This is a genomic window from Marinobacter sp., from assembly GCF_052094685.1.
Classification (GTDB): domain Bacteria; phylum Pseudomonadota; class Gammaproteobacteria; order Pseudomonadales; family Oleiphilaceae; genus Marinobacter.
Genome location: NZ_JBQDKB010000003.1, coordinates 1 through 13,460, shown reverse-complemented (window position 1 = coordinate 13,460; position 13,460 = coordinate 1). Strand labels below are relative to the sequence as shown.

General features: G+C 54.2%; 11 protein-coding genes. 7 read left to right on the top strand and 4 right to left on the bottom strand.

Features of this window, described 5'->3' with window-relative positions:
- Positions 1 to 35: 35 nt before the first annotated feature.
- The 5 genes from ppc (at position 36) to ACTH3S_RS01040 (ending at position 6,552) form a co-directional block, all read left to right on the top strand.
- Positions 36 to 2,681, top strand: coding sequence for a phosphoenolpyruvate carboxylase (gene ppc, locus ACTH3S_RS01060; protein ID WP_441807164.1), 2,646 nt, complete (start codon positions 36 to 38; stop codon positions 2,679 to 2,681).
- A gap of 66 nt (positions 2,682 to 2,747) precedes the next feature.
- Complete coding sequence (locus tag ACTH3S_RS01055) at positions 2,748 to 4,121, top strand: HDOD domain-containing protein (protein WP_441807163.1); 1,374 nt, start codon at positions 2,748 to 2,750, stop codon at positions 4,119 to 4,121.
- A 201-nt stretch (positions 4,122 to 4,322) separates the two neighbouring features.
- Positions 4,323 to 4,976 carry an adenylate kinase gene (gene adk, locus ACTH3S_RS01050; RefSeq protein ID WP_441807162.1) on the top strand — a complete coding sequence of 218 codons (654 nt, stop codon included), beginning with the start codon at positions 4,323 to 4,325 and terminating at the stop codon, positions 4,974 to 4,976.
- A 33-nt stretch (positions 4,977 to 5,009) separates the two neighbouring features.
- Complete coding sequence (gene tsaB, locus ACTH3S_RS01045) at positions 5,010 to 5,708, top strand: tRNA (adenosine(37)-N6)-threonylcarbamoyltransferase complex dimerization subunit type 1 TsaB (RefSeq protein ID WP_441807161.1); 699 nt, start codon at positions 5,010 to 5,012, stop codon at positions 5,706 to 5,708.
- A 4-nt stretch (positions 5,709 to 5,712) separates the two neighbouring features.
- The gene (locus ACTH3S_RS01040) at positions 5,713 to 6,552 is read left to right on the top strand and encodes a class I SAM-dependent methyltransferase (RefSeq protein WP_441807160.1); all 840 of its coding nucleotides are present in this window, start codon (positions 5,713 to 5,715) and stop codon (positions 6,550 to 6,552) included.
- Positions 6,553 to 6,585: 33 nt separating this feature from the next.
- On the opposite strand, the gene plsB is transcribed toward ACTH3S_RS01040, so the two are convergent.
- Positions 6,586 to 9,054: a glycerol-3-phosphate 1-O-acyltransferase PlsB gene (gene plsB / locus ACTH3S_RS01035; RefSeq protein WP_441807159.1), complete on the bottom strand. Its 2,469-nt coding sequence runs from the start codon at positions 9,052 to 9,054 to the stop codon at positions 6,586 to 6,588.
- A 139-nt stretch (positions 9,055 to 9,193) separates the two neighbouring features.
- On the opposite strand from plsB, the gene nudC reads away from it, so the two are divergent.
- Both nudC and murI read left to right on the top strand, forming a co-directional pair.
- A complete protein-coding gene (gene nudC / locus ACTH3S_RS01030) occupies positions 9,194 to 10,021 on the top strand; it encodes an NAD(+) diphosphatase (protein ID WP_441807158.1) in 828 nt (275 codons plus the stop codon).
- Positions 10,018 to 10,848 carry a glutamate racemase gene (murI, locus tag ACTH3S_RS01025; protein ID WP_441807157.1) on the top strand — a complete coding sequence of 277 codons (831 nt, stop codon included), beginning with the start codon at positions 10,018 to 10,020 and terminating at the stop codon, positions 10,846 to 10,848. Before nudC ends, murI begins: the two co-directional genes overlap by 4 nt.
- Here murI and ACTH3S_RS01020 read toward each other — a convergent pair.
- From ACTH3S_RS01020 to ACTH3S_RS01010, 3 genes are all read right to left on the bottom strand, one after another.
- The gene (locus ACTH3S_RS01020) at positions 10,843 to 11,850 is read right to left on the bottom strand and encodes a DUF2156 domain-containing protein (RefSeq protein WP_441807156.1); all 1,008 of its coding nucleotides are present in this window, start codon (positions 11,848 to 11,850) and stop codon (positions 10,843 to 10,845) included. The two genes, murI and ACTH3S_RS01020, sit on opposite strands and share 6 nt — an antisense overlap.
- 40 nt (positions 11,851 to 11,890) lie before the next feature.
- Positions 11,891 to 12,544 carry a class I SAM-dependent methyltransferase gene (locus ACTH3S_RS01015; RefSeq protein ID WP_441807155.1) on the bottom strand — a complete coding sequence of 218 codons (654 nt, stop codon included), beginning with the start codon at positions 12,542 to 12,544 and terminating at the stop codon, positions 11,891 to 11,893.
- Between the two features lie 248 nt (positions 12,545 to 12,792).
- On the bottom strand, positions 12,793 to 13,460 hold a 668-nt coding region (locus tag ACTH3S_RS01010), incomplete at its 5' end, for an EAL domain-containing protein (protein ID WP_441807154.1).

Here is a 13,460-nt window from a genome sequence, read left to right as displayed (position 1 = left end):
TTTACTTTGTCTCCGTCAATTATAAGGGCGCCAATGTGACCGAGCTACACCCTGATCTCCGTGAAAATGTCCGTATGCTGGGCGAATTGCTGGGCCAGAGTATCCAGCGCCATCCAGGCCAGGACTGTTTTGAGCTTATTGAGGAAATCCGGGCTGCAGCCAAATCCGACCGCCGGCAAGAGAGCGGTTCAGGCCAGCGCTTGGTCAACCTTCTCGGCAAGCTGCGCGATGACGAACTATTGCCAGTCACCAGAGCGTTTAACCAGTTTCTTAACCTTGCGAACTTGGCTGAGCAATACCATGGTATTCGCCGCAGGCGTGATCACCACTCTGATCTTATGGTGGAGCCGCTGGCTGAGGTATTCGGTCGCCTGAAAAACAGCGGCGTCAGTGCCGAGGCGCTGCACCAGTGTGTGGCAGATTTGCGTGTAGAGTTTGTGCTGACTGCGCACCCTACGGAAGTGGCGCGTCGCACACTGATCATGAAGTACGATGAAATGTCTGAATGCCTTGCTAGCCTGGATCATAGTGATCTGCTGCCTGATGAAAGGGAAGCGATTACAGCGCGGCTATCTCGGCTCGTTGAGGAGGCATGGCATACGGATGAAATCCGTCATGAACGGCCCACGGCGGTGGATGAGGCTAAATGGGGCTTTGCGGTCATCGAAAACAGCCTTTGGCAGGCGCTGCCGCGGTTTGTTGATGACCTTGATGCATCTCTTCAGAACGCCACAGGGAAAGGGCTGCCTTTACAGGCATCACCTGTCCGTATTGCTTCGTGGATGGGCGGCGACCGTGACGGCAACCCGAATGTCACCCATAAGGTAACCCATAAGGTGTTCCTGCTGGGGCGCTGGATGGCCGCGGACTTGTTTCTCCGTGATATCCAGTCGCTCAGGGCAGAGCTATCTATGTGGCAGGCCAATGATGAGTTGCGCAGCTTTGCAGGCGAATCCCGGGAGCCATACCGGCAGGTACTGGCGGAGCTGCGGGATCGGTTAATTAATACCCGGGACTGGGCTGAGGCCCGCGTGAACGGCGAGACGGCGAATGCCACTGACATCCTCTTCGAGAACGAAGATCTGACGGCTCCGCTGGAGCTGTGCTATCGCTCGTTGGTTGAGTGTGGGCTTGAGCACATTGCCAAAGGTGCATTGCTGGACACAATTCGCCGTGCCCACACCTTCGGCCTTCCGTTGATTCGTTTGGACATCCGCCAAGAAGCGACCCGTCACGCAGAGGCAGTTGCCGAGATGGTTGAGTATCTTGGTCTGGGCGATTATCTGTCTTGGACTGAAAAAGAGCGCCAGGCATTTCTGGTGCAAGAGCTTCAAGGGCGTCGCCCGCTGGTACCGCGAAATTGGGAGCCTTCCGCCCAAGTACGTGAGGTGCTAGACACCTGCGAAGTGGTCGCACAGCAAACGCCAGAAGCTCTGGGCTCGTACGTTATTTCAATGGCCAGTAAACCCTCTGACGTGCTCAGCGTTATCTTGCTGCTGCGCGAGTCGGGCATGAAATTCCCCATGCGGGTGGTTCCGCTGTTTGAAACCCTGGACGATCTGCGCGGTGCGCCAGCCAGTATGGCCGCGTTGTACGAGGTGGATTGGTACCGGGACTATTGCCAAGGCCGGCAGGAAGTCATGATTGGCTACTCAGATTCCTCCAAAGATGCCGGCCAGCTTATGGCGGCTTGGGCTCAGTATCAGGCACAAGAACAGCTTACTCAGGTGGCGAGCCAGTACGGTGTTCATCTGACCCTGTTTCACGGCAGAGGCGGCACTGTTGGCCGCGGTGGCGGCCCAGCAAACCGTGCGATCTTGTCCCAGCCCCCCGGCTCGGTGAACGGCAGCTTCCGTATTACCGAGCAGGGCGAAATGATCCGGTTCAAGTTTGGCTTGCCCCGGCTGGCGGTACAAAGCCTAACGCTGTACACCTCGGCGGTGATTGAGGCAACCCTGGCGCCACCGCCTGAGCCTGAAGATAGCTGGCGTGAAACCATGGACTGGTTAACAGAACGCTCCCTTGACGCCTATCGTGAAGTGGTTCGGGAGAACTCGGATTTTGTGCCCTATTTCCGCCAGGTGACTCCGGAGCAGGCTCTGGGGAAATTGGCATTGGGCAGCCGGCCTGCACGGCGTAAAGCCAGTGGCGGTGTGGAGAGTTTGCGCGCCATTCCCTGGATTTTTGCCTGGACTCAAATGCGTCTGATGTTGCCCAGCTGGCTGGGTAGTGATGTGGCGCTTGAAGATGCGGCTAAAGAAGGTAGGTTGCCCGAATTGCGTGAGATGATGCAAGGGTGGCCGTTTTTTCGTACCTACGTAGACATGCTTGAAATGGTGCTGGCCAAAGCGGATCTGCGCATCGCGAGTTATTACGAAAAGACCTTGTTGGACGATGATAAACTCAAAGCGCTTGGAGTCAGCTTGGGCAGGCGTCTTGAGAGCTGTGTTCAGCGCCTTCTAGAGCTAAAGGAACAAACTGAGTTGCTGGAGGGTGAACCCGTATTTGCGCACTCCATGCATGTGCGCAATCCCTATACAGATCCCTTGCATTATCTTCAGGCGGAGCTATTAAGGCGCGACCGTGAAAGCGAAGGCAAGGGCGAGGTACCGGAACTGGTAGAGCGCGCATTGAAAGTTACAATGGCGGGCATTTCCGCGGGCATGCGTAACACCGGCTAAAGCGGCTGGGAACGGAGTAGGGGGAGGCATAGGGCTGCTCCCGCCATGGATAACAGGAGTATTCTCGTGGCTCTCGCAGCTCGACTGGAAAGGTTTTTAATTCAACAGGGCATAGCTTACCAAGAGCAACCGATCGCCCGGGCCTCCAGCCTAGATGCGGCTGTGTCTGATTTGGGGCAAGCCCGAGACAATGTGATCAAGGCAACCCTTCTGATTGATATCAGTGGCATTGTGATGGTCGTTCACAGCTACGACAGCACCCTTAACTCAGAAGCCCTTTGGCAAATGACGAGCCGCCACTTGCAGCCTCTCACTGAGGAGCAAGCCATGCGGTTGTTCAGCGACTGTGATCCTGGATTTACGCCCCCCGTTGGCAATGCTTATGATTTGTCGGTGTTGCTGGACGAAGATATTGTGCAGCTCGAGCGGGTTTTGTTTTCTAGCGGCACAAACAATTCCCTGGTCGCAATGGATGGGCGCTCTTTGCGCATGGCCATGTCCGGTTCGCGGGACGGGAATCTTACGATCCGCGGCCCCGGTAATGATGTTGCACGAGACGCACTCACGCTGTCGGAAGTGGCCAGTAAACTGAAAAAGCTGTACCGGCTACCGCCCATGCCGGCATTGGCTCTGCGTATATTAAAAATGACTTCCAACACCGAGGCTACAGCCCGTGAACTGGGAGAGCTCATAGAGTTTGATCCTAGCCTAACTGCGCAGGTTATGCGTTATGCCCGTTCGGCCTTGTTCAACTATCCCGGCCAAATCAACTCTGTTCAGGAGGCGGTAACCCGGGTGTTGGGCTTTGATCGTGTGGCTCATGTTGCGCTCGGTATTGCCGCGGTTCGGGCGTTCGATGTGCCCAGAGCCGGCATACTAGGTATGGATAACTTCTGGCGCCACTCGCTGTATTGTGCTTTTCTGTGCCAACGCTTGGCGCCCCGTTGTGGGGTTGACAAAGGCTTGGCATACCTGTGTGGTTTGCTGCATAACTTTGGTCTGCTACTGGTGGGTCACCTGTTCCCAACTGAGTTCAAAGAACTAAACAGGCTACGGGAAGCCAATCCCGAAACCAGTATGCAGTCTCTTGAACAGCAGGTATTTGGGCTGGGCGGAGAACAAGAAATTCTTGCGGTAGGGCATGGCGCCATTGGCGGAATTCTACATCGGCTATGGGAGCTGCCTGGCCCTGTCATCAAAGCAGCAGGTGTGCATCAGCAAGCGGGTTATCAGGGTGAGCATGAAAACTACGTGATGATAGTTCAACTGGCCAACGCGCTACTTAAAGAGCGCGGTATTGGTGATGAGTTCAATCCTGATGATATTCCGGCGTTGCTGCATGGATTAGAACTGGAGCCTAAAGTTACGAATGAATTGATCTCTGAGATTGATGAGGTTGCACCGGAGCTAGATGCTCTGGCATCGTCACTGGTCACCTGAGCTCGTTCCTCTGGTTTCGATGACATACCCGTTTTCTGAAGATGATACGGAGGTCGACTTTCTCTGAAGTGCCTGACTTCGTATAATGCGCCATCGCCGAATTCGGCTGACACCTTTTCATGGGGGAAGAGGTTGTCGCAAAGACATAGGTTTTTGCCGCAACTTTTTAAACTATAATGACGAAAACGGGAGCACAGCGTTATGCGAATCATCATGTTAGGCGCGCCAGGCGCGGGGAAGGGTACTCAAGCCCAGTTCATTACCGAGCGCTTTAGCATTCCCCAGATTTCCACTGGTGACATGCTTCGGGCAGCCGTGAAGGCCGAGTCTGAGCTTGGAAAGCAGGTTAAGGAAGTGATGGCAACGGGCGGTTTGGTGTCTGACGATATCATTATTGCGCTGATTGAAGAGCGGATTAAGCAGCCGGATTGTAAAAACGGCTATTTGCTGGATGGCTTCCCTCGTACCATTCCCCAAGCTGAAGCCCTGAAAGATCAGGGTATTGTTATCGACTATGTCGTCGAGATTGCTGTGGATGATGAAGAGATTGTCAGCCGTCTTTCGGGTCGTCGTGTGCATGAAGGCAGTGGCCGCATATATCACGTAAAATATGATCCGCCCAAAGCTGAGGGCAAGGACAACGAAACCGGCGAGCCGCTGATGCAGCGTGAAGACGACAAGGAAGAAACCGTTCGTAAGCGCCTGGGAATCTATCACGACCAGACTGCGCCTTTGATTGGTTATTATCAGGACCTGGCTGAAACACAGCCGGAAGTAGCCCCTGAATATGTGCGTGTAGAAGGCGTAGGCAGCCTTGACAGCATTCGCGATCAGATTCGCGCTAGCCTCAAGTAATTCATCGATGTTCTACCGAGGCCATTCACGCCTGTGAAACTTTTGGCACTGGACACCTCCTCTGAGGGCTGCTCTGCAGCCCTTTTTGCTGACGGTCACGTTATTGAGAAGTTCGAGCTTGCCCCGCGGGGGCACACTCGCCTGCTAATGCCGATGGTTCGTGAATTGCTGGCGGAGCAAGGGCTCAAGCCACAAGATCTTGATGCGCTGGCGTTCGCCTGCGGCCCTGGCTCATTTACCGGCGTACGCATTGCCACGGGCGTGGTGCAGGGGCTAGCGTGGGGCCTTGGCCTCCCAGTTGTGCCTGTGTCCTCTCTGGAAGCGGTTGCTCTGGGGGCTATTGACGCACTACAGGTGAGTGAGGATGAGGGCATTGCGGTTGCCTTTGATGCCCGCATGAGCGAGCTCTATTGGGGTTGCTTCCGAAATCGTTCTGGCCTGCCCGAATTGTTAGGTGAAGAGCGGGTTTGCCCGCCTTCCAGAGTTGTTTTAGAAGCTGGCGTTACACATTGGGATGGCGCAGGTCAGGGATGGGTTTTTCGCGCCGACATGCCTGATGAGGTATCAAACCAAATCAGCTCAGTGGATGAAGCTCTCATTCCCCGAGCAAGTTGGGTCGCACGCTTGGCCGCTGTAAAGTTCAGTAATGACCTTGCGGTGCCCGCAGAACAGGCGCAACCGGTATATATCCGGGACGAAGTTGCCTGGAAAAAACTGCCCGGTCGTAGCTAATTTGATGTCGCGCTCCAAAGCTTCGAACACTCCCTCCCCAAATGAACTTATTCCACTGGCCGTTGCCAGAAGCCCGTTTGGTGATGAGCATCAGGCTCAGGCGTTAAGTTCAGATCTTTCCTTGCCTTACTTGGGGATTGTCCGCCCGAAAGATGTACGGCATGCCAGCGCGTTGTTGTTTTTGGATGAGGATGGACTAGGCGTTCAAGTAACAGGAAAGGGCGCTCCGGGGCCGGTAAGGGCGGAGTTTGTGACCGGTAAGATGGGGTACCGCCGTGAGCATGGCGGTGGTACGGGGCAGCTTGTGGCACGGGCTGTAGGTTTACAGAAAACCAAAGCCGGCTTGCATGTGGTAGATGCAACCGCGGGGCTGGGACAGGACGCCTTTGTACTTGCCGGCCTTGGATGCCGAGTAAGTCTGTTCGAGCGTAACCCTGTGATTCATGCATTGCTTGCAGATGGGTTGGCCCGGGCTGCGTTGAATGTGGACTGTGCCCCCGTTGTTGCTCGTATGACGCTGCAAGCAGGCAGCAGTATCGACTGGCTGGCTAATGCGCAGGAGGGGAGCCACGTCGCTGACGTGGTGTATCTCGACCCTATGTTCCCCCACAGCGACAAATCTGCATTGGTAAAGAAAGAAATGCAGGTTTTCAGAACCATCGTCGGGGATGACGACGACTCGGAGGAGCTACTTGCAGCTGCCTTAGCAGCAGCCAGGTATCGGGTCGCGGTAAAACGACCCCGCAAAGCGCCTGCGATTCACGGGCCAGAGCCAGGCACGCGGATAGAGGGCAAAAGCAGTCGCTACGATATCTACCCCATCCGCGCATTGCCGCCGCGTTAGATGCTATCTCGAAGGCGCTACCCTTCTGAGAGTCTAGATGCCCAGCATAGTCACTTGCTGAATGGCTTGGCGTTTCTCCACACTTAGTACCAATCGCGCATCGTCGGCCACCTCATCCAGACCCTCGCCATAGCAGAGCAGGCCCTTGTCATCGGTAGTGATAACACCGTTTTTTTGCATGTTGGCGATGAAGTTTCGGAATAGCGTTTTATCAAAAAATTCGGGAGCATTCAGGCCGAACAATATCGACATGCGCTCCGCTAATAGTGTGCTTTGCTCTTCCAGTTCCGCAGCAGTGATCTTGCCCGAGCCATACTTGCGCAATATGCCCAAAGTGATGTGGTAACGCTCCACGGTTTGAATGATGAACCGTGACAGCACTCTCAGGCGAAGCATGGCTTCTGTGCCTGCTTCCGGGCGGGCAATTCGCTCGTTGTCCAAGGCAATGAGCAGGCCTTGATCTATCAGCACATCAATCCAATGGTTGATGGCGGCTTTTGCTTCGTCAGGTTGATACTTCAAAAACAGTTCCGACTGAATATAGGGGTAGGCTACGCTTGCGAGATCAACAATCCTTGCCCGGGCGAGGGAACTCTTGTTCTCGAATAGGCTAGCCACCAGTGCAGGCAGGGCGAAAAGATGCTGGATGTTGTTCCGGTAGTAGGTCATCAGGGTAGCATTGGTGCCTTCCAACCCGATAATATCTCCCAGCTTTTGGGGCTGGCGCGAGATCAGGCCCATGGACTCGCAGTAGGTAACCCAGTCTGTGCCATTGCCTTCGGGCAGGGTCACGGTTTCTGCATAGGGAAATGCTCTCAGGAGATCTGCATATTGGTCCGCAAGGCGGATAAGCTGACCCTCATCCATGGCCAGCCTCTCGGTGCCAAGCAGAACCGTTGCGATCATACCAATGGGGTTAACGGCAACAGACGCGTTGATATTCGAGGCGACCCGCAGTGACAGTTCGGAAACCGCCTCCTTCAACCAAGCGGGGCGATACTCTGAACTGTAAGCCTCATCACGCCAACTGCCGTGGACATCGTCTAGTACGTCGGATAGAGGTATGGCATCGCCAAAGTTAAGTGCCACCCGGCCAAAGGAACTGCTGAGTTTACGGGCGGTTTTGGCAAGCCCGAACACGCTTTCTTTCTGCTTCTTCTTGCCTCTTAACTCGCCGAGGTAAGAGCGTCCTTCCATGACTTTTTCATACCCGATATACACCGGGATAAACACGATCGGCTTGCGACTATCTCGCAAGAAGCTGCGCACCGTCATAGCGAGCATGCCTGGGCGCGGCTGTAGCATTCGCCCGGTGCGGCTACGGCCGCCCTCAACAAAATACTCCACCGAATAGCCGCGAGAAAACATAACGTGCATGTATTCATTGAAAACCGTGGCATATAGCGGGTTATCCCGGAAGCTACGGCGCATGAAAAAAGCCCCGCCCCGGCGCAGGATAGGCCCTAGAATCGGCATGTTCAGGTTGATGCCAGCAGCGATGTGTGGGGGCACCAGGCCGTTTTTGTAGAGCACGTAAGATAGCAGCAGGTAGTCAACATGGGAGCGGTGACAGGGTACATACACCACAGCGTTGTCCTGCGCCGTCTCTTTTACTACCTGAATGTTGTTAACGGCAATGCCTTTGTAGAGGCGGTTCCACAGCCAGGCGAGTGCCACTTCAAAGATACGGATGGCGACAATAGACATGCTGGCAGCAATTTCATCGGCGTATTTATAGGCTCTGGCGCGCACTTTCTCTGGCGCTATGTCTTCCTTGGCTGCGGTTTCCCGGATAGCCTCTTTTACCGCTTGGGTTCGTAGCAGGCCTGAGACCAGGGTTCGGCGATGAGACAGATCAGGGCCCAGCACGGCCTGCCGGACTTTGCGGAAGTGGGTGCGCAAAATACGTGCAACCTTGCGGTTGGCTCGCTCTTCATTGTGGCGATACTCTTCAATCACGTGCTTCAGAGAAAGAGGCTTGTTGAACTGCACGTAGGTGTTACGGCCATGCACTAGAATAATTAATAGCTTTTGAAGGCGGCCGGCGACAGCCCAAGTGTCTGATAAAAGTAGTTTTACTAAGGATTTTTCTTTATCTGGGGAACGGCCCCAGAACAGGGAAACGGGAACAATTTGGACATCCTGTTCGGGATACTCTAGGCCGTAATGCACCAGTGCCTGGAATTCAGAAGTGGGAACCGGCGTTTGGCGTCTGCGGAACATACCGCCGGTACGCCGATAAAGGAAAAAGAATGAGTGTGCAGGGCCGTTTTTTACCGGGAGCGATGTCGTGGCGCCGGGTAATTGTGCTCGTATCACTTCCTGTTCAAGTACCAAGCGGCTAGACAGCGAACTGTACTGCAGTACGTAACAAACCGGCTTGTCGGGCGACAGGCCCAGAACCTCAACGCTGTTCCCGCTGACGTCTGTCCTGACCCACAAAAACAGAATTTTCCGGAAAAGTGTCAGAATCAGGCTCCGAATACCCTGGTAAAGACGCATAAAATGTCGCTCTGATGAAAAACAGGCGCCAAGTTTACTTGGTTGAGTAGGAGCCGGGAAGCCACGGCAGCGTTCTTGATGGCCATCGCTCTATGTTACATTCCTGTTTGGTCCGTTTATCACTAAGGTGCGATGGCACATGGCGACATCAACGATTCATTGGAGCCCCGGTTGGACGACCAAGGCACCCGAGCAGAGCGATCTCGTGTTGGCGCTGTCGGGTTCTGGTGTTCTTAGACCGGATAATAGCTGGTTACAGCCGCTGAAAAGCATCCTTGGCGATGCAGGCTCTGGCGGTTTTGTCTCCCTGGGAAGTGTCGATGGTCGCCCGGTTTTCGTGACGGAAATGCCAGAATCTTTGGTTGCAGGCCAGGACGTTGTCCCCCTGAGGGATGCGCTGATGATGATCAGCGACGCACCGGCGGCAATGCTCAGTACCGGTTTCCAAGTGTGGCAGTGGTTTCAGGACCATAAATATTGTGGCCGATGCGGGGGTGGAACCGGATTTCACCCACGGGATAGAGCAAAATGGTGCAGCCGCTGCAGTATTCCGTGGTACCCGCGGCTTGCGCCCTGTGTGATTGTGGTTATCCGAAAAGAGGGTCGCTACCTGTTGGCAAAATCATCCCACGCAAAACGCCATTTTTATAGCCTGATCGCGGGGTTTGTTGAGCCAGGCGAGAGCTTGGAAGCAGCAGTGGTTCGCGAGGTGAAAGAGGAAACCGGTCTGGATGTGACCAATATCCGGTATCAGGCATCCCAGCCTTGGCCATTTCCGCACCAGTTGATGGCTGGGTTCTTCGCAGACTATGCCGGGGGTGAGTTGGTTCTTCAACAGGATGAACTGGCGGATGCTGGTTGGTTTTTGCCCGGCAGCCGACCTCCAGTACCGCCGGATACAACCATTTCTGGGCGCCTGATACGTGATATGGAGAGGGCAATTTCCGGCGGAGGTATCGGGTTTTGAGCGAAGCCGGGGCTTCCCGAATTCTGATTTTTGATTCTGGCGTGGGCGGCCTGAGTGTGGCGGCCTGTGTTCATGAAGCCATGCCGCATGTGTCGATGGTGTACCTAGCCGATAATGCGGCTTTCCCTTACGGGGACCAGCCTGAATCTGTGGTGATTGAGCGCTGTTGCTCCCTGATTGCCCGGGCGCTTGAACAATACCCGTGTGACGCTATTGTCATTGCCTGCAATACTGCCAGCACCGTCGCTCTGCCGCACTTGCGCGCCATGACAGAGGTGCCTGTGGTTGGTGTCGTGCCGGCGGTGAAGCCGGCGGCTGCACAAACCTTAAACCATTGCATAGGCCTTCTAGCCACCCCGGCAACCGTGCGTCGGCCTTATATAGATCAGCTGGTCGGGGAATTTGCCGCCGATTGCCAGGTAGAGCGTGTGGGCCACCCAGGGTTGGTGCAGTGGGCGGAAGGTCTGGTTCGCGGCGTGCCTGTGCCACAAGCTGAACTTGATCTTGCGGTTGTAGAGCTGCGTGATGCCGGGGTTGATACTGTGGTTCTTGGCTGCACTCACTACCCGCTTTTGTTGGACAACCTAAAGCGGAGCCTACCAGGCGTAAAGTTCTGGATGGATTCAGGCGAAGCCATTGCCCGTCGTGTAGCTTGGCTTCTGGCGCAAGTGCACCTATCAGTGAATGTGGGCGAACACGACATGTCCTGCACGCCAGTGGTCGCTGCTCTGTTCTCAGGGAGCGCACCGGAGGGTATCGCCGGTTTTATGACTGGCCTGGCGCTGCAACCGCATGCGATCACTGGGAATTGGCTCGGGAAATCATAACACCTGGGTCAGTTTGAACATGGCGAGAAACTCCAGAACGGGAATGCCACGCTTATGGCAGCAGTAGGTTTTGAAGTTGTTGCCCCGGAACCGTGATTTTGTAAACTCCAACCCTTTGAAATTGTAGAGGAAGTTCCCCCTGTTGTAGAGGCCGTGCAGAATGCGTTTCAGAAGCGGGCTTTCCTGATGTTCTGTCGCGGAATCAAGAGACAGAGGGATAAGGCCCAGATCCAGGTAAGGGATGCCCTCAGCTTTGAACGCCTCCATCGCATGCGCCATCAGGGTGTAAAAAATACCCTGTCGGAAATTTGCGTTGGCGCGGGAAATATTAGGTACGTAGCTGATGATTTCGTTGTTTTGATAAATTGGGTCGAAGTAGACAAACCCCACGGCCTTGCCGCCCTGGTAAGCGTAGAAACGGCGTTCGTTCTCGCGATACTCCATCTCCATAGGTCGGATCAGAAAGCGAATCTCATTGCTTTTGCATTTTCGGGTACGAATCCATGCTTCCGAGATTTCGCGGGTGTGGTCGTCACTGAAGCGTTCTTGCACCGTTATTCCGCACTTTTCTGCTTGGTTCAGTGCGGTGCGCAAAATTTGTTTTTTCTTGCCACTGAGAGCCCACTTGCCCAAATCAATGCGGGATTCACTGCCAAATTGCGTTCCATACAAGCCGAAGCGTAAATGCATGAAATCGACCACCGGCTTGGAAACCTGAACATAAGAGGCATTGGGGTAACGCTTGTGGAACTGCTCAAGAATATCACCGAAATTTTCTGGGGCACACACCGGGTCGGACAGAACAAATGTGCTGCCCCACTTACGCATGTAGGCCACGTAGCCGAGGCCAGGTACATCGAAGTATTGCATGCCCGCTTGTAGCGTGGAGAAGGATTGGGAGTGGCCGCCAAACTTCTTCAGGTATCCTACCCGCTCAGCGAATGTAAACGCAGTGCTTTCAAGCCCTATGGCCTGGCCGAGTACAAGGGTTTGTTCCGACATAATGACTCTCCGCTGTTGTTTTTATTTTGCAGACGGCCGGTTACACCTGTTTGCGGCCGAGAATGGACCAGTAGCAGTCCATGTTTAGCAGTTTGAAGTGCTTTTTCTCCGTGACCTCTAGCCCTAGGCGCTGCATGTGTTCTGGGTAGTTGTAGATTTTGTGGAAGGCATTGTTGGCGAACAGCCAGAATGTGAATACCGCCATGTACCAGTACAGTTTTTTGAACAGGCGCGAGAATACATTGCCGCTTGGGTAGCAGAAGTCACCTACAACAATGTTGGCATCGGCTTTGCCAAGTTGAATCAGGTGCTCCAGAACCCGCACCATCATGGTTTCGTCAAATACGTTGAGGAAGAAGTTGGCGACAACCATATCGTACTGGCCGAACTCCGCTACTTTCATGATGTCACTGTGAATGCGGGCAATGGTCAGGTTAGGGGCGTCGCTTTCTTGGGCTTCACCAAATTTCCGTAACATGGTTTCCGACAGATCAACAACGGTCACGTCGGCGCCCAGTTCCGCTGCGCGTATGGCATCACGGCCATGGCCTACACCGGCAAAGAGAATGCGGTCCCCGGGTTTTACAGTCTCCACATCCAGCATGGCGGTTTTACAGCGATGAATGTTCTTGCCGCTGTAGAGATTGCTGAGGAAATCGTATACGGGGCCGATGTAACGGTACTTGTCGCGCATGATGACTGCTGCCTGTTCTTGTTCGCTGGGATATTGCCGCCGTTATTATCTTTTTGCCCTGACGACATGCGGCGGGCGTTTCGGTGGCCAATGTCTTGTGAGTTCGAGCTTAGTGAACGGCGCAGGGAAATTATGTGCAGTAATGCGCATTTCCAGATACACAAGTTAACGCAAAGCAATGCTTTGCAAACAGGGTCAAGGTTTTCAATAGGAGTGTAGGACAATATATTGAGAGCGAGAAGAAGAAATCAGCCAGATAGGGCGGTACGAATGGTTGTTTGGGTTAGTAGTTTGTTGATGTTTGAGGCGGGTTGTGCTGGGCCATAGAAGAAGCCTTGTACCTGCTGGCAGCCAAGGGTGCGTAAGTACTGCAGCTGGTTCTCTGTTTCCACGCCCTCGGCGACGATTTTCAGTTTTAGGCCATGAGCCATGGCCACAATGGCGTTAACAATGCAGGCATCATCGACACCACCGCGAATGGCTTGAACAAAAGATTGATCTACTTTCAGAGTGTGAATGGGGAGTCTGTGCAAGTAGTTGAGTGACGAGTAACCCGTGCCAAAGTCATCAATGGCGATACGAACGTTCATATCGGCCAGTTCCCGAAGCTTTTGGCTGATCTGTTCCAGGTCATTCATGATCACATTTTCGGTGATTTCGATTTCCAGGTTGCCGGGAGGGAACTGGTTGGCGTTAACCCGCTCCATTAGGGTTTCTACAAACCGGGGGTGCTCTACTTCAATAGGGGAGAGGTTGACGGCCAGGCGGAGATCCTGGTGGCCTGATCGGATCCATTGGCCGACATCCCGGCAAGCCTGATCCAAAACCTGTTCGCTAAGTTGGCTGATCAACTTGGTTTCTTCTGCTAGCAGCCTGTCGGACTTAACCAAGCAGTATCGACATGAGATAATCGGGG